This is a genomic window from Microcoleus sp. Aus8_D2 (genome assembly GCF_036702665.1).
In the GTDB taxonomy this organism is placed as follows: domain Bacteria; phylum Cyanobacteriota; class Cyanobacteriia; order Cyanobacteriales; family Microcoleaceae; genus Microcoleus.
The window spans coordinates 1-23,333 of the sequence record NZ_JAUBUN010000020.1 but is presented as its reverse complement, the minus strand read 5'-3'; the positions used below and the strand labels follow the sequence as shown (position 1 = coordinate 23,333).

General features: G+C 44.3%; 20 protein-coding genes. 8 read left to right on the top strand and 12 right to left on the bottom strand.

Annotated elements, in window-relative coordinates:
- Nucleotides 1-577: 577 nt before the first annotated feature.
- Entirely contained in the window at nucleotides 578-1,465 is an 888-nt protein-coding gene (locus tag QUB64_RS17200; RefSeq protein ID WP_333272167.1) for an aspartoacylase, read from the bottom strand.
- 266 nt (nucleotides 1,466-1,731) lie between these two features.
- On the opposite strand from QUB64_RS17200, the gene QUB64_RS17195 reads away from it, so the two are divergent.
- The 5 genes from QUB64_RS17195 (at nucleotide 1,732) to QUB64_RS17175 (ending at nucleotide 7,334) form a co-directional block, all read left to right on the top strand.
- The gene (locus QUB64_RS17195) at nucleotides 1,732-2,052 is read left to right on the top strand and encodes a DUF433 domain-containing protein (RefSeq protein WP_333271954.1); all 321 of its coding nucleotides are present in this window, start codon (nucleotides 1,732-1,734) and stop codon (nucleotides 2,050-2,052) included.
- Nucleotides 1,979-2,440 (top strand): DUF5615 family PIN-like protein, encoded by a 462-nt coding sequence (locus QUB64_RS17190; RefSeq protein WP_333271951.1) that lies wholly within the window; start codon nucleotides 1,979-1,981, stop codon nucleotides 2,438-2,440. The genes QUB64_RS17195 and QUB64_RS17190 overlap by 74 nt, the downstream gene beginning before the upstream one ends.
- Nucleotides 2,441-3,173: 733 nt before the next feature.
- Entirely contained in the window at nucleotides 3,174-6,272 is a 3,099-nt protein-coding gene (locus QUB64_RS17185) for a leucine-rich repeat domain-containing protein (protein ID WP_333271948.1), read from the top strand.
- A gap of 471 nt (nucleotides 6,273-6,743) precedes the next feature.
- Nucleotides 6,744-7,040: a hypothetical protein gene (locus QUB64_RS17180; RefSeq protein WP_333271945.1), complete on the top strand. Its 297-nt coding sequence runs from the start codon at nucleotides 6,744-6,746 to the stop codon at nucleotides 7,038-7,040.
- 30 nt (nucleotides 7,041-7,070) lie between these two features.
- A complete protein-coding gene (locus tag QUB64_RS17175) occupies nucleotides 7,071-7,334 on the top strand; it encodes a hypothetical protein (protein ID WP_333271942.1) in 264 nt (87 codons plus the stop codon).
- 161 nt (nucleotides 7,335-7,495) lie between these two features.
- Here the strand turns inward: QUB64_RS17175 and ileS are convergent, their stop codons facing one another.
- The 6 genes from ileS to QUB64_RS17145 form a co-directional block, all read right to left on the bottom strand.
- Nucleotides 7,496-11,047 carry an isoleucine--tRNA ligase gene (gene ileS, locus QUB64_RS17170; RefSeq protein ID WP_333271939.1) on the bottom strand — a complete coding sequence of 1,184 codons (3,552 nt, stop codon included), beginning with the start codon at nucleotides 11,045-11,047 and terminating at the stop codon, nucleotides 7,496-7,498.
- Between the two features lie 612 nt (nucleotides 11,048-11,659).
- The gene (locus tag QUB64_RS17165; RefSeq protein WP_333271932.1) at nucleotides 11,660-12,223 is read right to left on the bottom strand and encodes a Uma2 family endonuclease; all 564 of its coding nucleotides are present in this window, start codon (nucleotides 12,221-12,223) and stop codon (nucleotides 11,660-11,662) included.
- A gap of 334 nt (nucleotides 12,224-12,557) precedes the next feature.
- The gene (locus QUB64_RS17160; protein WP_333271930.1) at nucleotides 12,558-12,968 is read right to left on the bottom strand and encodes an Npun_F0494 family protein; all 411 of its coding nucleotides are present in this window, start codon (nucleotides 12,966-12,968) and stop codon (nucleotides 12,558-12,560) included.
- A gap of 171 nt (nucleotides 12,969-13,139) precedes the next feature.
- Nucleotides 13,140-13,568 (bottom strand): hypothetical protein, encoded by a 429-nt coding sequence (locus QUB64_RS17155; protein WP_333271928.1) that lies wholly within the window; start codon nucleotides 13,566-13,568, stop codon nucleotides 13,140-13,142.
- A gap of 84 nt (nucleotides 13,569-13,652) precedes the next feature.
- On the bottom strand, nucleotides 13,653-13,925 hold the full coding sequence (locus tag QUB64_RS17150) for a hypothetical protein (RefSeq protein ID WP_333343256.1): 273 nt from the start codon (nucleotides 13,923-13,925) through the stop codon (nucleotides 13,653-13,655).
- Nucleotides 13,926-13,975: 50 nt separating this feature from the next.
- Nucleotides 13,976-14,914 carry a GTPase family protein gene (locus tag QUB64_RS17145; protein ID WP_333271922.1) on the bottom strand — a complete coding sequence of 313 codons (939 nt, stop codon included), beginning with the start codon at nucleotides 14,912-14,914 and terminating at the stop codon, nucleotides 13,976-13,978.
- Between the two features lie 441 nt (nucleotides 14,915-15,355).
- Between QUB64_RS17145 and QUB64_RS17140 the strand changes: the two genes are divergently transcribed.
- Nucleotides 15,356-16,456: an ATP-binding protein gene (locus QUB64_RS17140; protein ID WP_333271919.1), complete on the top strand. Its 1,101-nt coding sequence runs from the start codon at nucleotides 15,356-15,358 to the stop codon at nucleotides 16,454-16,456.
- 125 nt (nucleotides 16,457-16,581) lie between these two features.
- Here QUB64_RS17140 and QUB64_RS17135 read toward each other — a convergent pair whose 3' ends face one another.
- The 4 genes from QUB64_RS17135 to QUB64_RS17120 form a co-directional block, all read right to left on the bottom strand.
- Nucleotides 16,582-16,821, bottom strand: coding sequence for a type II toxin-antitoxin system HicA family toxin (locus QUB64_RS17135; RefSeq protein WP_333271917.1), 240 nt, complete (start codon nucleotides 16,819-16,821; stop codon nucleotides 16,582-16,584).
- Nucleotides 16,814-17,080: a hypothetical protein gene (locus tag QUB64_RS17130; RefSeq protein ID WP_333271915.1), complete on the bottom strand. Its 267-nt coding sequence runs from the start codon at nucleotides 17,078-17,080 to the stop codon at nucleotides 16,814-16,816. Before QUB64_RS17130 ends, QUB64_RS17135 begins: the two co-directional genes overlap by 8 nt.
- A 145-nt stretch (nucleotides 17,081-17,225) precedes the next feature.
- Complete coding sequence (locus QUB64_RS17125; RefSeq protein ID WP_333271912.1) at nucleotides 17,226-17,555, bottom strand: DUF5615 family PIN-like protein; 330 nt, start codon at nucleotides 17,553-17,555, stop codon at nucleotides 17,226-17,228.
- Entirely contained in the window at nucleotides 17,548-17,865 is a 318-nt protein-coding gene (locus QUB64_RS17120) for a DUF433 domain-containing protein (RefSeq protein ID WP_333271911.1), read from the bottom strand. The genes QUB64_RS17125 and QUB64_RS17120 overlap by 8 nt, the downstream gene beginning before the upstream one ends.
- A 211-nt stretch (nucleotides 17,866-18,076) precedes the next feature.
- On the opposite strand from QUB64_RS17120, the gene QUB64_RS17115 reads away from it, so the two are divergent.
- Entirely contained in the window at nucleotides 18,077-18,517 is a 441-nt protein-coding gene (locus QUB64_RS17115; RefSeq protein WP_333271907.1) for a peroxiredoxin, read from the top strand.
- Nucleotides 18,518-19,220: 703 nt separating this feature from the next.
- Nucleotides 19,221-21,875, top strand: coding sequence for a C39 family peptidase (locus QUB64_RS17110; protein ID WP_333271904.1), 2,655 nt, complete (start codon nucleotides 19,221-19,223; stop codon nucleotides 21,873-21,875).
- A gap of 92 nt (nucleotides 21,876-21,967) precedes the next feature.
- Here QUB64_RS17110 and QUB64_RS17105 read toward each other — a convergent pair whose 3' ends face one another.
- The gene (locus QUB64_RS17105) at nucleotides 21,968-22,855 is read right to left on the bottom strand and encodes a PEP-CTERM sorting domain-containing protein (protein WP_333271901.1); all 888 of its coding nucleotides are present in this window, start codon (nucleotides 22,853-22,855) and stop codon (nucleotides 21,968-21,970) included.
- Nucleotides 22,856-23,333 lie beyond the last annotated feature (478 nt).

Below are 23,333 nucleotides of genomic sequence, written 5' to 3'. Positions count from 1 at the left end.
GTTCGTAGTGAAGACTTCAGTCCGCAATAAGAAGGACTAAAGTCCTCACTACAAACTAGAAAAAAGGTTCGTAGTGAAGACTTCAGTCCGCAATAAGAAGGACTAAAGTCCTCACTACAAACTAGAAAAAAGGTTCGTAGTGAAAACTTCAGTCCGCAATAAGAAGGACTAAAGTCCTCACTACGAACTAGAAAAAAGGTTCGTAGTGAGGACTTCAGTCCGCAATAAGAAGGACTAAAGTCCTCACTACAAACCATAAAAAAGGTTCGTAGTGAGGACTTCAGTCCGCAATAAGAAGGACTAAAGTCCTCACTACAAACTAGAAAAAAGGTTCGTAGTGAAAACTTCAGTCCGCAATAAGAAGGACTAAAGTCCTCACTACAAACTATGAAAAAAGGTTCGTAGTGAGGACTTCAGTCCGCAATAAGAAGGACTAAAGTCCTCACTACGAACTAGAAAAAAGTTTCGTAGTGAGGACTTCAGTCCGCAATAAGAAGGACTAAAGTCCTCACTACGAACTAGAAAAAAGGTTCGTAGTGAGGACTTCAGTCCGCAATAAGAAGGACTAAAGTCCTCACTACGAACTATGAAGCACAAATTTCTTTTGAGTAAAACACATAGCAATTCCTTTTTCGTAGTAAGCCGCCTCGTTAATAAAAATTGGATATACGGTCGATTTATCTTCATACAAGACCGACTCACCATCAAAGGTCAAAAACATCGGATCGCCGGGATTCAGGGCTTCGTAATCTCTGGATTGTAGCTGAGGATGAATCATTGCCTGAATTTCTCCCTCTTCGTTTCTCGGATAGTCGATCGCCCGAATGCTTTGATAAATAGTCAGGGAATTGTTGACAACGGGCATAGTGCCTAGATTGTAGGCTTCTGTGCAATCTAAAATTGTCCCGATAAGTTGCTCGGTTTGCTGAAATAAAGACGCATCTAAGACACCTTGCGGCACTGCACCAACTTCCAGCGTACCGCCTAACTCGAAAAGCGATCGCAGTACAGGGCTATCTTGACCGTTGGTTGTAGAAGCGAGTAGCTTGAGATGGGGATAGACAGAGGTTAAATAAGCTGCTAGTTGGAGGTTAAATGGATGCTGGCTGGCGAGAATGAAGGTTAGCCCCATGTTGGATGTGGTGCTGTGCAAGTCGATGATTAAGCTTGGTTCCTCGGTGTTTTTTGAGCTAAAAATGTGGTATATTTCTTTCGCCCGCTGGGCTTCGTAGCTGGAGAGATCGGGATTTTCTAAATCTTGCTGGCGAAAGCAGCGGTTGAGGTCGATATCGATGTAGCGTCTCCCCATGGAGCAGGCTTGGGGATTGGCTAACATGGTAATTGTTTCAAAAGTCGATCGCCCAATTGACTCTGGCGTGCGATCGAACTTCTTCACCAGATATACTCCTGTGAGTTCGTTTCCGTGGGTTCCTCCCACTATGGCAACACGTTTAATTTGATTCATAAACAAACAAGTTTCTATTCCCAGCGTACCATCATTTGTCATCTATTGGTAAAGCAGACCTCAGAAACCAGGTTTCTCGCACCATTTTTACATATATTGCCTGTCATTGCGCTTCGGGAAAGCAATCGCAAATACTAAGATTGCTTAGTTCCTCACTGCGAACAATTGGAAATTGGCAAATTTACGCAGCTTGAAACGTTGATGCTGGAAAAATTTGCTATAATAGTTTGAGCGATCGCCATTCCATATTCTGTAAATTACTCGCTATGAACATTCAGTTGGTTGACTCCTTAATTCTAGTGATTGAGTCGCTGACACCTGAGGAGAGTTTGCTCTTGCAAGAAAAACTCTCGGCTAAGGCGATTCAGAGTACACCTGGAGTGTGTGGAGGAAATGCCCGGATTCGCAACACCCGCATTCCGGTTTGGACGCTAGTTTCGCTACACCAACAGGGGGCTGATGAGGCTGAATTACTGCGGAATTATCCAGGTTTGTCGGGTTTCGATTTAGAGAATGCTTGGCGTTATTACGATCGCCACCGCGAAGAAATCGATCGCATTATTGTTGATCATCAAACCGATGATTGAAAGGTTGAGACTGTATTCTAATGAAAATTTCCCGATCGCAATGGTCGAGCATTTGCGCAGCCTTGACTGTGATGTTTTAACTTCTTATGAGGCCGATCGACCGAATCAAGGAATTCCTGATGATGAGGTTCTGCGGTTTGCTACTGAACAAAATCGAGCGGTAATTACCTTCAATCGCGATGATTTTGTGGCGCTGCATCGTGGCGACGAGCACCACGCAGGAATTATTGTCTGCAAAGACGATCGAGATTACCTGGGACAAGTTACTATTCTTCATGCCTATCTTCAGAAGGTTGATTCGCTGAACGATGTCTTAATTCGTATCAAAAAGCAGAATCAGCGTGGGTTGAGTTATCCAGTTTTTGTGGTTCAAGAGTACGTGCGATAATTCCCCCATCTAGCCAAAAATTCTGTGTTTCTTGGCCCCATGCGTAAACCTCAGAAACCGGGTTTCTCTCGATATTTATCGCCACCCAACCAAAGGATTCATAGAAACCCGGTTTCTCGCCCCATGCGAAAACCTCAGAAACCGGGTTTCTCTCGATATTTATCGTCACCCAACCAAAAACTCGTAGAAACCCGGTTTCTTAGCCCGATGCGAAAATCTCAGAAACCGGGTTTCTCTCGATATTTATCGTCACCCAACCAAAAACTCATAGAAACCCGGTTTCTCGCCCCATGCGAAAACCTCAGAAACCGGGTTGATCTCGATATTTATCGTCACCCAACTAAAAGATTCATAGAAACCCGGTTTCTTGGCCCCATGCGAAAACCTCAGAAACCGGGTTGATCTCGATATTTATCGTCACCCAACTAAAGGATTCATAGAAACCCGGTTTCTTGGCCCCAACGATAAACCTCAGAAACCGGGTTTCTCTCCATATTTATCGTCACCCAACCAAAAACTCATAGAAACCCGGTTTCTCGCCCCATGCGAAAACCTCAGAAACCGGGTTTCTCTCGATATTTATCGTCACCCAACCAAAAACTCGTAGAAACCCGGTTTCTCGCCTCGATGCGGTTTCTCGCCTCCCCAATCGCGGCTAATCTTTCCCGGAGCACCCAAATTTCTGTCAGAATAGAAACAAGATGGCGGGGAAATACGCGGGGAAACAAAGGGTATGACGCGAGAGGAAGCACTGCGGCGAATTCACCGGGCGGCTGAGGAAAATTTGACAGAATTGGATTTGGCGGGGCTGGCGTTGGAGGAATTGCCGCCGGAGATTGGCAAGTGCACGCAGCTTGAGACGTTGGTGTTGGGGAAGGTGGAGAAACGGGAATGGGTTGATGGTAAAGTGACTCCGAAACTAATCACCAATCAATTAAGCGCACTGCCGGAGGAATTGCGATCGCTGGAAAATTTGCGTTCGATTAACCTCAGTGGCAATCCATTCGGAATAATGCCAGAATTGCTGCTGGAAATGAAGCAATTAGATAGTTTAGACTTAACCAGTATTGGTTTAACAGAAATTCCAGAAGCGATCTGCAAACTGTCGAATCTGACCAAGCTTTTTCTTAATAACAATCAGATTACCCCAATCCCAGAGGCGATCTGCCAAATGTCGAATCTGACAGGGCTTTTCCTCGGTAGCAATCAGATTACTCAAATTCCAGAAGCGATCTGCAAACTATCCAATCTGACAGGGCTTTTCCTCGGTAACAATCAGATTACTCAAATTCCAGAAGCGATCTGCAAACTATCTAATCTGATAAACCTTCAGATATGGGATAATCAGATCACCCAAATCCCAGATGCGATCGGCCAACTGTCCAATCTGACAGATATTTCCCTTAGTAACAATCAGATTACCGAAATCCCAGAAGCAATTGGCAAACTTTCGAGTCTGACAATGATTTTTCTTAATAGCAATCAGATTACCGAAATCCCCGAAGCAATTGGCAAACTGTCGAATCTGACATGGCTTTTCCTCTGGGAAAATCAGATTACCAAAATCCCCGATGCGATCTGTCAACTCTCAAATCTGACAGTGCTTTACCTTTGGAACAATCAGATTACTCAAATTCCAGAGGCCATCGGCCAACTCTCAGATCTGACAGAACTTAACCTCAGAAGTAATCATATTGAAACTATTCCTGAATGCTTGGAAACACTACCAAAACTTGAAAAACTCGATCTCCGCCGCAATCCCCTACCTATTTCTCCAGAAGTTCTAGGGCCCATCGAACTGATAGAAGATCCCGGTACTCCCGCCGCCATCTTCAACTACCTCCAAAAACTCCGCAGCGGCGAAGTCCGCCCCCTCAACGAAGCCAAAGTCCTCATAGTCGGGGAAGCCAGCGTCGGCAAAACCTCCCTCATCAACCGCCTCACCCACAACAAATACAACCCCAACGAACCTCAAACCGACGGACTAAACATCACAGACTGGCAAATTACAGTCAACACCAAAACCGTCAAACTCAACGTCTGGGACTTCGGCGGACAAGAAATCTACCACGCCACCCACCAATTTTTCCTCACCAAACGCAGCCTCTACCTGCTAGTCTGCAACTGCCGCACCAGCGAAGACGAAAATCGCCTCGAATACTGGTTGAAACTGATCGAAAGCTTCGGCGACGCATCCCCCGTCATCATCGTCGGCAACAAGTGCGACGAACAACCCCTGGATCTCAACCGCAAAGCCTTGCGCGACAAATATCCCAACATCCAAGCCATCCTCGAAACCTCCTGCGAAACAGGAACCGGAATCGACAAACTCCGCAGCGCCATCCACACCGAAATCTCCGAACTCAAAGAAGTCTACGATCTTTTGCCGCTAAGCTGGTTTCAAGTCAAGCAGAGTCTGGAAGCCCTTGACAAAGACTTCATCAATATGAGCGAATACGCCAGTATCTGCGGCAAACAAAACATCTGGGAAGAAGCCGACAAAACCCAATTACTCGAACTGCTGCACAACCTGGGCATTGTCCTCAACTTCCGCGAACACCCGATCCTGCAATCCACCAACATCCTCAACCCTCACTGGGTGACGGAAGGAATCTATGCCCTCCTCAGCGACGAACATCTCAAAATCAAAACAAAAGGCATTCTCACCCACGACGACCTCAGCCGCATCCTGGACTCGCAGAAATATCCCCGCCACCGTTACAATTGCCTCACCGAATTGATGGGCGAATTTCAACTCTGCTTTCCCGTCAGGGATTGCGCCGCGCCGACTTTTCTCATCCCCGGCATCTTGCCGAAAGAGGAACCGGAAAACACCGAACTCGAAGGCGATACTCTGGAATTTCAATACCACTACGAAATCCTCCCCGACAGCATTGTCTCGCGTTTCATTGTCCTCATGCACGACAAAATCCACGAGAAAATCCACTGGCGGACAGGGGTAATGCTGGCGTATTGCGAAGGCGCAGAAGCGTGCAATATCGCCCGGATCAAATCCGATCCGAAAGATCGAAAAATCTTTATTGCTGTTAGCGGGCGGGAATCGACGCGGCGTTCTTTTCTCACGATAATTCGCGATACGTTTAGCAAAATTCACAACTCTTTTGCGAACCTGCAAGTGAGTCAATGGGTTCCCGTCCCCGGTTATCCCGATGCTAAACCGCTGGATTACGATGACTTGCTGGGATTGGAGGATATGGGCGAGAATACTGTGCGCGTCGGCAAACTTAAGCTGCGTCTGGATTTGCGGCATTTGCTGGATGGGTATGATGCGATCGAAGTTCGGCGCAACAGGCTTAGGGGCGATGAAATGGAAAAATACGGAAGAGAATATCAAGACATTGTAGATATCGCTAAACTAGCAGTTAGTAGACCCATTATTAATAAAGCAGAAGCAAAAATGACTCAAAATACTCCCCAAAACAATAACTTTTCCGGCGCACAAATCGGCAGCGTCGCTGTCGCTAACGAAGTAAAAGACAACGCCCAACAAACAGCCTCTGGCGGCATTCAAATCAATAACGCCAATACAGCCGAACTGCTAAAACTGATTGCATCGATGCGCGAAACCGCCGCCCAGTTCCCCGAAGACATCCGCGAGGGCGTAATTATTGATATTGAAGATGTGGAAGCGGAAGTCAAGAAACCGGAGAACCAATGGAGTAAAGCGAGACTGAAGAAAAGCTTAACAGCTCTTGTCGCGTTGGCTGGTATAGTCGGTACTGGTGTGGGAGGTGCGATCGATATTGCTAATAAGGCGATCGACCTTGGTGAAAACATGGGTGTCAAAATCGAGCTACCATCGGCAAAGTAAATTAGATCCAAATCCCTAAAAACATCCCAAAATGCTGTAGGGGCGGGTTCACCAACCATCTATGAAATTTAAAAAAAAATCTCAAAAACCCGCCACCTCCCCGCGATAATTTATATGAACATTTCACAATAAATTCACGGTACATTTTATATGAACATTTCACAATAAATTCACGGTACATTTTATATAAACATTTCACAATAAATTCACGGTACATTTTGATTGTTGGTGGGTGGGGGCGGGTTTTTGAGATTTTTCATTTTTATCGTAAATGGTTGGTGAACCCGCCCCTACAAATATGGTACATTTTGATTGTTGGTGGGTGGGGGCGGGTTTTTGAGATTTTTCATTTTTATCGTAAATGGTTGGCGAACCCGCCCCTACGAATACAATGTATTATAATATAACAACTACAATTAAAGTATAGTGATGGATGAGGAAATACCTCTTGTGCCGTAGAATAGATGGCCTATGATGAAATATGTTTGCTATTTGGTGCTATTAATATCTTTTTGCTGCATCGCCCTTCCGGCTGAGGCTTCTGTCTGCCGCAATTATCAAGGGCGCGAGATTTGCATTGTGGATATCAAACGCAGTGCGAAAAATTATTGGGAATACAGGGTGATTCTGAGTGTGGATGGAGTGAAGCAGCCTCTGAAAGTCTACAATTGCCGCAGCCACAGTACAGTTAAGCAAGATGGGACTGTTTCGGCGTTTGGAGAAAACAACCATGGTGAATTTGTCTGCCGTTTTTTTAATAAGAAATAGAAAAATTATTGAATCAACTTCTTCAGAGCTATGTATTATGTTCCGCTGAGTATCTGTCTGTTTATCTCTTCATTGTTCTTTTATCTTTTTTACGTGCGGTACTGGAAATGGCGGGACTGTATCGAGGCTGCTAATTCTAGCTGCACCACGCCAGATGGGGATATTCTGATTTCAGGCGGTGCTTTTTGGATTGTTCCAGCAGTTGTGTTTTTGCTGATTTCTGTTGTGATTTTTTGTTTGAGTTTGTGGGGGAAACGTAGGGTTGTAGAAAGCGATGATGAGGATAATAAATGAATCTTTAAGATGCAATGTTTTTCAGGCTTTGGCATTTGAATTGTGGATGTGGGATGATGCTCAAAGCCCATCCCACAAGATTTGGAGACGGGGGTTGGAGACGGCGGTTGAAACCGCGTCTACACAAACTTTCACGCGCCTCCGCGGGTTGAAGAGGGTGGTTAGAATTTGCCGTCAACTGCTGACACGCAGCGTTCGCAAATTACCGGATGTTCGATCGCCTCTCCGACATGAGTAGAATAGTTCCAGCATCGATCGCACTTTTCGCCGTCTGCTTTAACTACACCAATCGCCATCTCTGGAGATTGGTAACTGTAAGGCAATTCCTGCATCACTACGTTCGATTCAACCAGTTCCACTTCCGAAGTAATGAACAAATAGCGCAGTTCGTCTACACCGTTGCTACCACTTGCAGAATGGTGGTGTACAGCTATTTCCGCAGGAATTTCTGCTTTGGGCGCGATCGCAACTAAATCTACTGTCGGGATTTCGGGTGTTTCTGCAAACACTGTTTCCGCTGGGGCCATTTCTATTGGTACAAGCGCTGTTTCTACTGGCGGTGCGAGGACGATCGCCTGTGTTTCTACAAGTACCAGCGCCGTTGACTTTCCAAGCACATCTGCTGTCAGCGCATCAATTGTTTCTGCCATTTCTTGGCGGCTTTCTGCAAACAGCAAGTGACGGAAAGCAAACCACATGGTAAATAAGATACCAATGACTTCAAACAAGCCGCCCAACAGCGGAATTTGATTCATCGTATCCAAAATCACTAGGGTTACTTTGGCGGTTAGCGACACAAAGGCTAACAGCCCAAGCGCTACCCACACTGTTTGGTATTCTGTGAAAAAGTTGCCCGCGTGGTTAGGCAAATCTGCCACAAACTGAGTGGATCGAGCTAACGCCGACTGTTCAGGAGCAGAATACTCTACGATCTGAGAAGGTCGAGATCCCTTGGCGACAGTTTCTTGCTCAACATGAATTGTCTTTTTTGTCAAGGCTTTGGCAACACTTGCCGCTTGTTCTTCCTGTTGATCTTGTGCTGCTTTGGCTTTCTCCTCTGCGGCTAACTCGATGACTGAATTTTGCGATCGCACGTAATCCATCAATTCTTCGCTGCTGGGATTGAAAGCTTGCAATTGCTCTCTTTTGGCGACATCGGGAACGTACAATAATACCTTAGCTTCCAAAGAAGAACCGATCGCCTTTTGAGTCCTCGCCTGTTCCAAAACCTTGTTAACTTCCGCGCGTACTTGCCGCAAATATTGCCAGCGAGTCGCCAATTCTGGATTGTGCCATGAAGCATCGAGTTGCACCCAACCAGCCTCAAATACTGAATTGTAGGGAGTCTGATAGGGGAGATACTGCCAAATATCCTCAGCCATGTGACACAACACAGGTGCGATCGCCCGTGCTAAATTCTCGACTGCGATCGCAATTACCGTCTGACAACTGCGGCGGCGCGGTGAATCTGTGGCGCTGATGTAAAGTCGATCTTTGGCAATATCCAAGTAAAAATTAGATAAATCCACCGTGCAGAAATTCTGCACTGTTTGGAAGAATCGCGAAAATTGGAAGCTGTCAAAGGCATCTTGAACTTCCGCAAAAACTTCGCCCATTCTGTGCAGCATATAGCGATCGAGTTCCGGCAAATCCTCGTAAGCAACGGCATCTTTTGCGGGGTCAAAGTCGTGCAAATTCCCCAGCAAAAACTTAGCTGTATTGCGAATCTTGCGGTAAACATCGGATTGCTGTTTGAGAATGTTTTTGCCCAAAGGCACGTCGGCGGAGTAGTCTACCGAAGACACCCACAATCGCAAAACATCGGCGCCATATTCCTTAATTACTAACGCCGGATCGACGACATTGCCTTCAGATTTACTCTGCTTGCGGCCTTTTTCATCCAGTACAAAACCGTGAGTCAAAACTGTTTTGTAAGGAGCAACGCCGTTAGTTGCTACACTGGTTAACAAACTCGATTGAAACCAGCCGCGATGTTGGTCTGAACCTTCCAAATAGATATCAGCAGGATAGTTTAATTCCGATCGCCCTTTCGCCACCGCCGCCCAGGAAGAACCGGAGTCAAACCACACATCCATCGTGTCGGTTCCCTTGCGGTAAGTGCGGCCGTTGTTGCGGTATGATTCCGGTAGCAATTCGGCGATCGACATTTCCCACCAAGCATCGGAACCCTTCTCAGCAAAAATAGCTTGGACGTGGGCGATCGTCTCGGCATTTAACAGCGGTTCGTTGGTTTCTTCGTCATAAAACACGGGAATCGGCACGCCCCAAGTCCGCTGGCGGGAAATGCACCAATCCGATCGATCGCTAACCATGGCGGTAATCCGATTTTCCCCTTGGGCGGGAATCCAATTCACACCGGAAATTGCCTTTAATGCTGCTTCGCGGAACCCTTCAACCGACGCAAACCACTGTTCCGTCGCCCGAAAAATTGTCGGTTTTTTAGTCCGCCAATCGTAAGGATAGGAGTGAGGATAAGCTTCCTCTTTAATCAAACAATTTGCTTCCGCAAGGGCATCAATGACTGCTTTATTGCCATCTCCGAGGACATTTAAACCTGCAAACTGTCCGGCTTCGGCGGTGAAATTTCCGTTCTCATCAACGGGGGTTAAAACTGGCAAACCGCAGCGTTTTCCGACGATAAAGTCTTCTTGTCCGTGGCCGGGTGCAGTGTGCACCAATCCGGTTCCCGAGTCAGCAGTAATGTAATCGCCACCTGCGACGATCGGGCTTTCGCGATCGAACAACGGATGTTTGTAGATAGAACCTTCTAAATCTTTACCTGAGAAGGTAGCAAGTATTTTTAATTCCGTGTTGAAAGTTGCCGACAGTCGATCGACCGCATCGACAGCCACTAAGATAAATTGTTGTGCGATGTGGGAATTTGCCGGCGGTTCCACCACTGCATACATCAGTTCGGGATTGACTGCGATCGCCAAGTTAGCCGGAATCGTCCAAGGGGTAGTCGTCCAAATCGCGGCCCAGAGGCTCGGCATATAGCGCTTGAGCTTTGTTTGCAGGGATTTTGACAATTTTCTAACGTGAAAGCCGACGTAGATGCTGCGCGAAACGTGGCCTTCGGGATATTCCAATTCAGCTTCAGCGAGGGCTGTTTTCGAGCTCGGACTCCAGTGTACTGGTTTGAAGCCGCGGAAGATGTAGCCTTTGAGTACCATTTCACCGAAAACGCCGATTTGGGCGGCTTCGTATTCGGGTTTCAGGGTTAAATACGGGTGTTCCCAGTCGCCCCAAACGCCGTAGCGCTGGAAGGATGCGCGCTGCTGTTCCATTGTTTCTTCGGCGAAGGCGGCGGCTTTGCGGCGGAGGTCGATCGGGGTCAGATTTAGCCGATCGTCCGATTTCATGTTTTGCAATACCTTAAGTTCGATCGGCAATCCGTGACAATCCCAACCGGGCACGTAGCGGACTTTTTTGCCGCGCAGAATTTGGTAGCGGTTGATAAAATCTTTAAGGATTTTGTTGAGGGCGTGGCCGATGTGGAGTTGTCCGTTGGCGTAGGGCGGGCCGTCGTGGAGGACGAAAACATCGCCCGGGTTATCGTGGGAGAGGCGATCGTAGATATCTGTATCTGCCCAAAATTGTTGCAATTCTGGTTCGCGTTTGGCGGCGTTGGCGCGCATATCAAACTTGGTTTTGGGCAAATTTACCGTGTCTTTGTAAGATTTAGCTTCCATTTTTGAGAAACGTTTTTTGTACTTAGTTGTTAGTAGTTAGCGGTTAATTGAGAGTTGAAAGTCTTTATGGGCAAAGGTTTTGAAGCAGGCTTGCAGCGAGGCAACTTGGCGCCTGCTTGTATAAAAAGCATTTTTGATATTTTAGCTTTTGTTGATTTACGATCTACCAAAAGCAACCCGGTTTCTGGGAGAAATCGGCGCTTTGTCTGCAAGGGACTGGGCAAGCAACCGGGCATTGATGTCAACAACCAGGCTAAAACCCTTTGTATATCTCGCTTTGATCCGAAGCCCGATCCCCTAAATCCCCCTTAAGAAGGGGAGTAGGGGTTGACTTTGATAAGACTCCTGTCCCCCCGAATCGTTGCGGGGGCTAGGTGAGAAGACTCTTGTTCCCCCCTTAAGAAGGGGGGCTAGGGGGGATCTGGCCTCGGTGGTAAACAGCAGTCTGTGACTACATTTGACCTAGTTGTTGACACCAATGGCAACCGGGTTTCTAGCTTTGGGCGCTAAAGTCGAGTGATTTCTTGCCAGAATTAACATTTAAGCAAATATCTTTGGCATGAAGCAAGTTTTTATAGGTAATATTTAGATTTTAGTCGATCGGGCGATCGGCTATTCGCTCAGCCAACTGAACATTTGACCGACGGTGAGACTGAAGGATTCAGCAAAGGCGGGGACGGGGACGATCTCGCCCGGTTCTTCAAAAACTGCTATAGTGCGATCGGCAAAATAGACAAATACCAGTTGTTCTTCCGGGTCAATCAGCCAGCCCATCTGAGTTCCGTGGGCGATACAGTGAAGGATGTTGCGGACGACTTTGGTTTGACTTTGGTCGGGGGAAAGAATTTCGATTGTCCAGTCGGGGGCGATGGCGAAAATGTTAGCTACTGCGCCGTTTTCGTCGCGGGGAATGCGTTCCCAGCTAAAGACTGCGAGGTCGGGTACAGTCGATCGACCGCCAAAGGTACAGCGCAATTCTGGATAGGCGCGGGCGATGCGTTGGGGTTTGAGTACCCGGTTGATGTCACCACCCAAATCGCTTTGAATCGTGCTGTGTTTTCCTTGCGGCATAGGTTTCTGGATAATTTGACCGTCGATAAATTCGCAGGCGGGTTTGGTTTCCGGCCGTTTGAGAAATTCATCGAGAGTCAAAGATTTAGTGCGGGTTTGAACCATATTTAACTTTAATTTGTATTAGCCGTAGGGTGTGTCGCCATCGAAAATCCCCAAAAAAGATCGACAATCTCATAGATCCGCACCGGTGCAAAATCGTCGGGTAGCCAGAAACCGGGTTTTTTTCCGAAAATCTTGCATCACAGCCTTTAATATCGGTAAAAAACCCGGTTTCTTTGGTCAGATGGCGCGGGTAGCCAGAAACCGGGTTTTTTCCAAAAATGTGGCATCACAGCCTTGAATCTCCGTACAAAACCCGGTTTCTTTGGTATTGATGCGCCATTCCTAGTTTTGTCTAACTTAATTTAAGTTTAATTTGTATTAACCCGGATTCCGGTTACGAAAACAGTCCGAACCCGCGGCTAACAGTATTTCCAATGCGATCGCACAATGAAGCAGTCGGTAAGCTATTTCCCTGCTGTTCCCATTTTTCCACAAGTTGGCGGCCCAGAGGCGTGAGGCGAAAACTGTCGGTAATCCCTTGTCCGTCTACTTCGCGCCGCAACACTCCGACTTGAATCAGCCACAGCAGGGAGTTTTCGGCTGCGAGTTCGGATACGGGCGATCGGGTGTAGCCACTTTCGACACCTGCATTTGAGGCGATCGCGCTTAGGAAAACGCTGTTGTTGCGGATGGTCTGGAAGAAGTGTAATTGAAAAGGGGCACACCGGATCGCGCGATCGGCTCTTTTTACCGTGCGGCTGGGATAACTAATTGATTTAAACGCTTCGGATGGGATAAAAGTCATTGCTTTGGCTCAGAATAGGTAGTATATTTTTGATTGTTACCTATTTAGAGTCAGCAAAGTATAGTTCTGAAAAATCTACCCAAATATGACACAATACGGTTCAGTTAACGCTAATGTCATTGCTGTCCCCGCGAAGCAATCGCAAAGACTATGACGCTATTAGGATTTTAGCTAAAATGACCACTTATCAAAGAAATTTTTAATAACTTCTTGGGCTTTTGATATTGTTGTCCCCAATGCTCTTGCTATCTCATAACTAATATCATGTATCCATTGTTGAAAAGAACTGTTTGATTTGGAAATAATGCTTTTTTCATAACTATCCATTTCATTGAGTTTTTGAAGTAAACGCTGTCTTAATAGCTGAGTTGTGGAGAGAGCATCTTCCACTTCTGAAGGATAAAATTGATACCCACAAGAACAGTGAAATTTACTATCGAGAATATACCACTGAGCGCTACAAGATTCACATTTAACCTGTCTTTGATAAGGTTCAACGAGTAATTGACCATTAAAAAGACAATCTTTATGATAGTTTTTGCCCCATTGTTTACCACAACTTGGGCATTTAGGAAAAGGAAATGCTATCCATTCACTCATAATTATTGCTTGAAAACAAATAAATAATTTGACCTCTACATACAAAAAAGTAATGTAGAGGTATTGAGATAATACAAGCAGAGTTTAACCTAATCCAGCTTTCCAGCCTTCTGACCATCCGTCACCGATCGATCGCACTATATCTCTGCCAAAACCAACTACTTGTCCCACAATATAGCCAAAAAGTTTAGCAATTGACTTAAATAGATCGGCTACAAAAGCTCTTAAACTTGCTTCAGATTTCGCTGCTATCCTCATTTCAGCATCGCTCATATTGCTGATTTGATTGATTAATCTCTGTTTGATATTAGCTAGCTCATCACTGGGAATATAGTTTTCATTGGGAACTTCTCTCATGGATAAATCTCCTGTTTTTGAATTTGATTTGAGATGCACCAGATGTTGAATTAAATTCCTTGTTGTTTTAGCCATGCTAAAAATGCTTTTTTATCTCCAGCAAATTTAGCAAATTCTTCAGGAGGCATACTAGCAACAATATCAGACATCTTTGTAGGTTGAGGTTGTTGATGAGTTGCTCTTTCTCGTCTTTTTTCTGGTGGTAATAACTGAGGATCGACCAATTCCAGAAAATCAGCTAATGCTTTACGAGATGCAACTACCCATCTTCTTTTGTTAGGTACAGCATCCATCATGGCATCAAAAAGTTGAGGTAAGTTGTAGCGTCTGTTGGCAGAATATCCTACAACTTTTCCTTGCCAATTTGGTAATACTTCCCGAACTTTTCTTTGAACATCACGGATTCTTCCTTCGATATTTTTTTCTTGTTCTTCACTCGGTAAATTAGCTATTTCAATCCAAGCTGTTCCCCCAGGATGGACTAAATCCACTTTATTTAAAGCAATTACCATCCGATCTAAAAGTCTAGGATTAATTGCTTTGAGTTCAGTTTCTAAATATTGCTGTACTGAAGCAATTGCCCGATTTTGTGCATCTAAAATCCACAAGGCAACATCTACATCTTTTAACACTTTTTCATAAAGTGCAATGTGTTCTTTTTGTTTTAAGCGACTTTCACCCAGTCCAGGCATATCATAAGCAACTAATGCTCCATTAACACCTTCAACTTGATTAAAGGATACTTCAATTCCTGTTGCTTCTTGGGTACAAGCTTCGATATGGCTCACATCTAAACCTGCGTTAAAAAGTGCATTCAGTGTAGAGGATTTTCCTACTCCTGTTTCACCAATAAAAGCAAAACGAGGGGGTGGTTCATTATCTACCTTGTCTTCAATCATGTGGTAGATTTTCTCGAAATCCTCCTCCGACATCTTCTGATCGCCCAGAATGTCTCTTGCTAAACCTTTGACTAAATCTCGTAAATCCATAATGTTTTTCAGAGCGGTAAAGTTAAATCTTCTCCATGATAAATATCCTGTTCGTAACACCACTAACTGAAAAAAACAGATTTTATTGAATTATTTGTAACAAAATATTAAGTACAAACCAGAAAAAACCTGATTTTCTTGGTTTAGATTACGCTATAATGGCTAAAAGCCATACCCTACATCAATCCTATGACTATTACAGAAATTTGACAATTTGTAGATCGGGTAGTCGAGAAACAAACAGGAGAACACCTCGACGATCTAGAAAAAGCTGTTGTTAAGGGACTGTGGCAAGGTAAAACTTACAGTGAGATTGCAGATGAATGTGGGTATAAGAGTAAAAACTATATTGGAGATGTTAGTCGTAAGTTATTTAAGATTTTATCTGAACAGCTAGATGAAGATATTAGTAAACATAATTTTTCTTGGACGCTTGAAAGAGTGAGAAATTCTCCTCAGTTTGTGGGTTTAGTAAATACTAAGATTAATTGGTGTCCTAATTCTCCTCAAGCAAATACAAATCAATCTATTACTGATGAAGAGAAGCCAACCAAAAGCACAGGGTATCAGGATTTAACCCTAGCACCTAAAATCAACCATTTTTACGATCGCACAACCGAACTTCAAACCCTATCCCATTGGCTAACTCATCAACATACTCGTCTAATCTCAGTTTTAGGCTTAAGCGGAATCGGTAAAACTACCCTAGTTAAACAGTTTGTCGATCTCAATTTACAAGATTTTGATGTAGTAGTCTGGAAAAACCTCAAACTATCTCAATCTTTAGATGGCATTATTACTGAAATATTAACAGGTGTTAATGAAGAGTCTGTTCAACCTGACAATAAGTTAACTCAACTTTTTAATCTTTTACGTCAGCAAAGATGTTTAATTATCCTTGATGATTTGCAAGAACTATTTATCAAGGGAGAATTGGCAGGACAATTCAAAACCGAATATAAGACTTACCACAACTTGTTAACAATGATGACAGATATTGAACATCAAAGTAGTTTAATCTTAATTAGTCAGGAACAATGTCAAGAAATGATTTGCTTGGATGAGGAATTATATCCTATTAAGTGCTTAGAGTTAGAAGGATTAGAGAGTACGTCAATCCTGAAAAACTGGGGATTACATGATGATGAAACTTGGGCGAAACTTATAAAGTTATATGAAGGCCATCCAGTTTATTTAAAAGATATTGTCAGCTTAATTAAAAATGTTTTTGGGGGAAAAGTCGCTGATTTCTTAAAGGAAGATAGTTTAATTGTCACCAAAGATATGAAATCTCGGTTGACTGAATTATTCAAACGACTATCACCCAAAGAACAAGAGATTGTTTTACAATTAAGTAAATTTGAGCAACCTGTGTCAAGAGAAGATTTAAGACAAAGTTTATCTCTCTCATCAATGGACTTAATGAATGGGTTGGAATCATTGCGTCAACGTTATTTACTCAAAAGAATAGAAGGAGATCAAGTATTGTTTGATTTATCTCTTGTTGTTCTAGAATATGTTAGAACTTGTTGTCTAGATTAATTAAGACTTACGCACCGGGGGCTAGAAACCCGGTTTCTGCCTGGATTACTCGCTGCAAAACCCAAAATTTATCCTAGAAACCGGGTTTCTTTTCGTAAGTCCTATGAAGATTAAAATTAACTGACTTAATTAATAATCGCCTCAATTTCTGAATCTGTAAACCCAAATTGTCTAAAAATTCGTAACACATAAGCTGGTGACATTTCCCCAGCACCTATATCAATCGGAACCACTCTTTTTTGACCTTCAATTTCACGCATATACAAACGATGATCCCCTTTGCCCTCTCTGTAAAATTGACATCCGTTTTTTTCTAAAATTTTAATTAATGCTTTAGGTTTTAAAGATGGGAGATTTTTAGGCATAAACTTTTCTTAGTTCATAAGTGTCTGAAGCTTCCGCATCTTCTAAAGTAAGAAACTCATGCAATTCATTAATAGCCAGAGGACTGAGATGAATATCCGATTCAGCTTCATAGACTTCGGAAAATGACTCGATCGCCTGTTTGAGTTTGTCGATAGACTGTTCGGGAGTATTTCCTTGTCCCACCAATCCATTTTCTAAACACAACGCCACCCAATACTTGGCACTTTTGCGAATAATAACACTGTAGAAGTCTATCATATTTTAATGATTAACTAAATTTTATTGGTGATAAAAATTTTTCTAGCACATCAATAATTTAACACACGAGTCCCCGCAAGTCAAGGCAGAAAATAAGCCGATCGAACTATTCCCAGTCCCAAGGTTCCGCTGCCGACACTCAATTTTACAAATACTCCAAATGATTGTTCATTTCTTCAGCATTCAGTACCTCCCAAATTAATACTAACCCTTGCAAAATTTCCCCAATCGATTTACTGGTTTGCGGACAGTAAACAATCCTGTGAGAAAAACCTGCATGATGCAGTCTTAAAAAATCCGTATCTTGGGTAAAAATTACCCGCTCTTGAGACAGGGCAAATGCTAATTGTTGTTCGTCAGATTGCCCGATCATTCCTTGTTCTGGTGTCGTGGTGATATCAATTCCACGTCTTCGCAATCCATTAGCTATGGCAAGAGTTATATTTTCGTCTAGATGAAATTTTATCTTAGCCATGCTGACGATTTTTAAATTTCTGTTGCAATAGCGATGGGGTTTGAGCTTTCAATTGGCGGGCAAATTCTGCATCTGCTTCGATCGCAGAACGGATTTCATCTCGGCGATCGTGATAATAGGCTAAAGCAGCATAGATATCAGATAAAGTAATACTCGGATAATGATACAGAATTTCGTCTGGTGACATTCCCATTTGTTCGTGCCAAACAACAATATCCTGAACTCGGATGCGATGTCCGGCGATACGGGGTTTTCCCCCACAGATTCCTGGGGTGATTTCGATATGTTCTTTAATTACGGCGATCGACATGGTAGCGACTTAATATAGGTTGTCTCTTCTATTTTATGACAGGTTAGATGAGTTTGGCTGTAAAGAATAAATTTTATTGTGGGCCGTCACGAACAGGCTTTCCGGCCTGTTCCACAAAAAGTGCATTTTATTGTGGGGAGTAGGGGGTTGGGCTTCTAGCCCGCCCAAAATGAATTAAAATACAATCATAAATTCCCAGAAACACAAAACTATGACATTACCAGTTGGGTGCGCTGCCCCTCAGTTTACCGCCAAAGACACCAACGGCAACACCGTCTCCCTCTCCCAATTCGCCGGTAAAACCGTCATCTTGTATTTCTACCCCAAAGATGACACCCCCGGTTGCACCAGACAAGCTCAAAGCTTCAAAGCAGCCCATGAAGAATACCAGGGCAAAGATATAGTAGTTCTCGGTGTCAGCCGCGACAACGAAGAATCGCACCAAAAGTTCACAGAGAAGTACGGTTTGCCTTTTCAGCTATTAGCAGATGTCGATGGCACAATTACCAAAGCCTACGATGTTGAGAAAGGCGATTATGCCAAGCGCGTTACTTTTGTCATCGACGGTACCGGCAAAATCATCCAAGTTTATGAAGGCGAAACTATGAAAGTGGACACTCACGCTCAAGATATTCTTGTCACCATAGTTTAGCCGCCGTTAGTCTAACATTCCTGAATGCACTAAAGCGCTAATAATCCGGTTTCTTCCGAGATATCTCGTTGCTTTACGCAATTTTCTCGTAGAAACCGGATTTTTTTGTAATACCATTTATATAGTGTCCGGTCGATTGACCGAAATAAGTAAGGAACGCACGTGTGGACGCCAGGACGCAGTATGTTGCGTCCTGGCGTCCACACTACGAACGGTTTTTGTTATGGTAATCGACCGGACGTGATATTACACCAATTTTGTGTTTGTTTATAAAAATATTGCGATCGGGTGCGTCGCTGTAAAATTGTCGATATGTAGTTGAAATTTTTCGTAGCGACACACCCTACAACCAAAATCCCTCAATCTAAAATCTACAATCCAAAATCCAAAATCCTTTAAGCAAGTGAGGGGTGAAAGGTATAGGGGGTAATAACCTACTTCCATTAAATTTTTTCTCGCAAAACTTGCGCCACAAATTCTCTCAACCAGCGGTATATTCGCGTCAGGTGCGCCATCGGTAGCTGGAGCGTTAGATTCCTGGCAAAAATCTCGCCAATAATAAAAAATTCATGCTTTAAAACGCATTAACCGCCCCTAGATTCAGTCCAGGAGCGATTTTGTCCGGGATCGGATCGTTGTGTTTGATAAAATGAGAAGTTATCCTTGCTGTAGCTGAATAATTAAGTAGGTAGGCGGATACATAATGACAAGCACCAAGACTATTTTGAGTTACTTAGGCCCACAAGAAGTTGAGGCTAATCGAGCCTCTGTCTTAGTTGGCAGTTTTGAGAAAAATCAAGTGGCGGCAATCTCAGCAGCAGAAGGCTCAAATGCCCTGAAAACCGGGATAAATCCATCGACAGGCATTTGGAACATCAGTTTAGAGAAAGGATTCGATCGCGCCGGTACTCGCACGGTGCAGGTGAAGGCCACTGATAAAACAGGCAAAGTTATCGGCGAACAAACAATTAACATCAAAGTTAATCCTGCTTCTAACACACCCGATCGCTCTTTCACGTTAATTACGCTCCAAGACACCCAATTAAAAGCCGGAACAGTGCCTTCTGGCAGTCTCAACTCTCAGCAAAAAGTGGAAATACCAGCAGGTAAAAGTTATCAAATTAGCAGCTACGATTTAGAAGACGGACACCTGAATGTTGAACTAAATAATCCAATTTCTCCGGTGGGAAAATCCGGCTTTTTTGACGAAAAGCACGTAGTTATCGCCAAAGGTGCAAAAATCCTGATATTCGATCGCGCCGATCTACCGGCCCCGCCCCCTGGAATGCAGTTGCTGTGGGTGAACAAAAAAACCTGGTTAAAGCGCAACCCCGCCGATTCGACTATTTTAAGCCCAACTCAGAAAGTCCGATTTGACCAGGGGGAAACTTTCAATATCTTCGGCTACGCTTGCGTGGAAAGTCATTTTCGAGTCACTCTCGATCGCCCAATTCCCAACTTCGGCAATTCGGGATTCATGTACTCGCAACACGTCCAGATCTTGCAAAACGGCAAGGGGATTGCCTTTGACAGAAATGCAGTTACCATGACTGTTGTCAAAACTACTGCGTTTAAAAAGCTGCTGGTGGATGCTGTCAACCTGCAACTCCCCGAAAAAATCACTTTGCCGGCGGGAATGATTTACGGAATTTCCGGATTCTCGATCGAACAAGGTCACATTAAAGTCTCGCTGACTGAAAATTTGCCGCCCTTTGGAAATACGGGTTTCGTTTATCCCGATTTCGTGCAATTTGCCAAAGGAGGCAAATCTTTCAATCCAGCCCCGAATTTAACTTATCAAGGCCCGACGGAGGTTTTGGTCAATCAGTCGATCGCACTTTCCGGTACTTTTGACAAGCAAGAAGCAGCAAAAATTGAGGTGATAGCTGAGGACAAACTTCCGCTAACCGTGACACTAAACCAACAATTAGGCACTTGGCAAGTGAATTTGCCCAAAGGATTTAGCATACCCGGAGCTCGGTGGCTGAGATTGCGCGCAACTGACAGCAAAGGTAACGTTACCGGCAGCCAAATAATTTATATTACCGTAAGTTCAGATCCGCTGACTGTCGGAAAAGATTTGAGCTTAAAGATAGTTTCCGACACTTGGTTTAAGGTAGCCCCGGTTGATGGTTCCCGCCTCAACAACCAGCAAAAAGTTCTGGTCAAAGCAGGCCAGACTTTAGCTGTTAGCAAGTACGGATTTATTGACGGGCATATCAAGGTAGTTATCGATTCGACAATTTCGCCGATCGGCACTTTTGGGTATTTTTACGAACCAGACGTTCAGCTTGCCAAAGGTACAAAAGTCCTGAAATTTGACCTAGCAGACGTACCCAATAGCAACGGGAACGCTCAACTTTTGGTAACTCAAACAACTCTGATTAAAGGTCAACCGAAAGATTCATCGAAACTCCCTCCCAACCAAGTTGCTGAACTAATTTTAGGCAGCACCTATGCGATTACTGGTTATGCCTGCATTTTGGGGCATTTTCGAGTAACTCTAGCCGAATCTATTCCCAATTTTGGCAATGTGGGATTTATCTATTGGCAGTCTGTTCAAATCAAGAAAAACGGCAAAGAAGTTCCCTTTGACCCCGATGCTTTGACGATGACAATGCTGCAACCAACTGTGTTTAAAAAACGCCCAGTAGATGCTGCCAAGCTGACTGCTACCGAGAGAGCTACGCTGCCTTTAGGTCGAGTTTACGGCGTGGAAAGCTACGGTTTGGAAGGGGATAACCTAAAAGTTTCTCTGACTGAGGAAGTGCAAAATTTTGGCAATACAGGCTATGTTTTTCCCAATTTTGTTCAGTTCAAGCGGGGAGATAAAATTTTCGATCCGGTTCCGAACAATGTGGAATTGAACGTGCCCTATTTTTCACAGCGGGACAATCCGCGTTTTGACTGGTCTACTTGCAATGTAACTGCGATCGCCATGGTGCTGTATTATTACGGCGTTCGTTCTAAGTGGGGCGGACAGTTGGAGGATGAGTTGTTGCAGTGGTGTTTCGACTATGCCGGCCAGGGTTCTCAAACCGATCATAACGTGCTTTCGGCGCTGATTCAGGCTTACGGGTTTAAGACGAGTTTTAGTGCGACTCGCCAGTGGGCCGATGTGCGATCCCAATTGCTGAATCGGCGGCCGGTAGTTTTAGCGGGTGATTTTACTGCTTCCGGTCACATTATCACTTTAATTGGCTACAACGATCGGGGTTATATCGTGCAAGATCCTTGGGGAGATGCACTGAGTGGTTACAGCGATAGTGAGGGCAGAAAGTTGATGTATCCCTACGGCTACATCAATCAAGTTGCTGGGCCTGATGGCAATGTTTGGGCGCATTTTATCTCACGATAAGGCTTTTAGGAATAGGTATGTAGTTGCGCTTCAGCGCTCTTTCACATATAGAGAGCGCTGAAGCGCAACTACATACCTTGATTGCGATCGCCTCAAGCAATCCTAGGCTTAATTTTGCGTTTCGCCGCACCCATACCTAAAAAGCCCAATCCTGCTAAAGTACCGAACCAAGTAGAAGGTTCGGGTACGGCCTCAAATTCTCCTTTAATGGCGATCGCATCATTAGCGCACTCGGCAAACAAGTTAGCAATATAGGTTCCAGAAGGCATAGCAGATTTATCGAAGCTGAATCCGATTGTTTGCGAACCTCTGGCATTAAAATGCCCGAAATTTAGACCAAGGGCACTCAAAGCTGCTGGCGTTAAAAAATTGATTTCTCCTACTTTTGTACCAGAATCAATAGAGTTGAGAACTGTCCAATTTCCTGTTTGTTCAAAATAGGGGTCTGTGGCAGCTAAATCACCCATTGATGGGGTTCCGCCGTTAGATGCAACTACGGTGTTGAATTGATTTAAATTGAGAAAGCCGGAGTTAGTTTTGGTGACGTTTTTAGCGGTAACATTGCTGTAAACGCCTGTTGTCGCCACACCTGAGTCATTTCCCTCGGCAAAGCGCACTGCAAATAAGCTGCGATTTGCGTTAGCTGTGTTGAAGTTTTGACCGGAAAAATTGAAGAACAAATCGCCGTAGTTGATGTTGCCTCTTTGAGCAGCGCTGTCTGCATATCCGGCTAAACTGAGATTGGAATTGATGGCGATGAAAGCTGTATCTGAGGTTTCTTTGACGGCGATGCCATAAAATTCAAATGCGCCGCCGCCGATTTGGGGCCCTGTCACGCCGTCGTTGAAGGAGTCGATCGCATAATTCCACCCGTTAGATAGCGTTGCTGCTGTAGCTTTTTGTTGCTGTAGTGCTATAATTGCACACAAAACAGCCGCTGAGCAAGTTAAGTAGATGCTCTTGTTTACAATGGAATTCATAAAAAGCTCCCCGATCGATGAGTATTAAATTATTAAGTCTGCTAGCTCGACTATCTTTAATTTTTAGTTAATCATAGATTCCGGCAGATTTTCTTAAAGTTTTGGTAAAGCTTTTGTTTGGCGATCGCGTCATCTCAACGACATTTAAAAAAACCAACCAATTCCCTAACTAAATAATAAACTCCCGCCACAACCAGCACAGCACTACCCAAATGCATCACCCACAGAGAGTTGCTCAACAAAACCCGACGAAAGCTTGACTAAACCTGCGAACAAACTAGCCGCAGTATCAGCCAAAGCATCGCTAATCATTCTCACCCTACTGAGAACCTGCCCTCGGAGGATTTGCGCACGCTTGGTGTGTACCTCTAAAAACCTGAGAAAGCAAGAAAGCGCGATCGATTACCAATTACCAATTACCAATTACCAATTACCAATTACCAATTACCAATTACCAATTACCAATTACCAATTACCA

Coding starts and splice junctions, on each gene's coding strand:
- QUB64_RS17200 (WP_333272167.1), bottom strand. CDS start 1,465: ATGAATCAAATTAAACGTGTTGCCATAGTGGGAGGAACCCACGGAAAC.
- QUB64_RS17195 (WP_333271954.1), top strand. CDS start 1,732: ATGAACATTCAGTTGGTTGACTCCTTAATTCTAGTGATTGAGTCGCTG.
- QUB64_RS17190 (WP_333271951.1), top strand. CDS start 1,979: ATGCTTGGCGTTATTACGATCGCCACCGCGAAGAAATCGATCGCATTA.
- QUB64_RS17185 (WP_333271948.1), top strand. CDS start 3,174: ATGACGCGAGAGGAAGCACTGCGGCGAATTCACCGGGCGGCTGAGGAA.
- QUB64_RS17180 (WP_333271945.1), top strand. CDS start 6,744: ATGATGAAATATGTTTGCTATTTGGTGCTATTAATATCTTTTTGCTGC.
- QUB64_RS17175 (WP_333271942.1), top strand. CDS start 7,071: ATGTATTATGTTCCGCTGAGTATCTGTCTGTTTATCTCTTCATTGTTC.
- ileS (WP_333271939.1), bottom strand. CDS start 11,047: ATGGAAGCTAAATCTTACAAAGACACGGTAAATTTGCCCAAAACCAAG.
- QUB64_RS17165 (WP_333271932.1), bottom strand. CDS start 12,223: ATGGTTCAAACCCGCACTAAATCTTTGACTCTCGATGAATTTCTCAAA.
- QUB64_RS17160 (WP_333271930.1), bottom strand. CDS start 12,968: ATGACTTTTATCCCATCCGAAGCGTTTAAATCAATTAGTTATCCCAGC.
- QUB64_RS17155 (WP_333271928.1), bottom strand. CDS start 13,568: ATGAGTGAATGGATAGCATTTCCTTTTCCTAAATGCCCAAGTTGTGGT.
- QUB64_RS17150 (WP_333343256.1), bottom strand. CDS start 13,925: ATGAGAGAAGTTCCCAATGAAAACTATATTCCCAGTGATGAGCTAGCT.
- QUB64_RS17145 (WP_333271922.1), bottom strand. CDS start 14,914: ATGGATTTACGAGATTTAGTCAAAGGTTTAGCAAGAGACATTCTGGGC.
- QUB64_RS17135 (WP_333271917.1), bottom strand. CDS start 16,821: ATGCCTAAAAATCTCCCATCTTTAAAACCTAAAGCATTAATTAAAATT.
- QUB64_RS17130 (WP_333271915.1), bottom strand. CDS start 17,080: ATGATAGACTTCTACAGTGTTATTATTCGCAAAAGTGCCAAGTATTGG.
- QUB64_RS17125 (WP_333271912.1), bottom strand. CDS start 17,555: ATGGCTAAGATAAAATTTCATCTAGACGAAAATATAACTCTTGCCATA.
- QUB64_RS17120 (WP_333271911.1), bottom strand. CDS start 17,865: ATGTCGATCGCCGTAATTAAAGAACATATCGAAATCACCCCAGGAATC.
- QUB64_RS17115 (WP_333271907.1), top strand. CDS start 18,077: ATGACATTACCAGTTGGGTGCGCTGCCCCTCAGTTTACCGCCAAAGAC.
- QUB64_RS17110 (WP_333271904.1), top strand. CDS start 19,221: ATGACAAGCACCAAGACTATTTTGAGTTACTTAGGCCCACAAGAAGTT.
- QUB64_RS17105 (WP_333271901.1), bottom strand. CDS start 22,855: ATGAATTCCATTGTAAACAAGAGCATCTACTTAACTTGCTCAGCGGCT.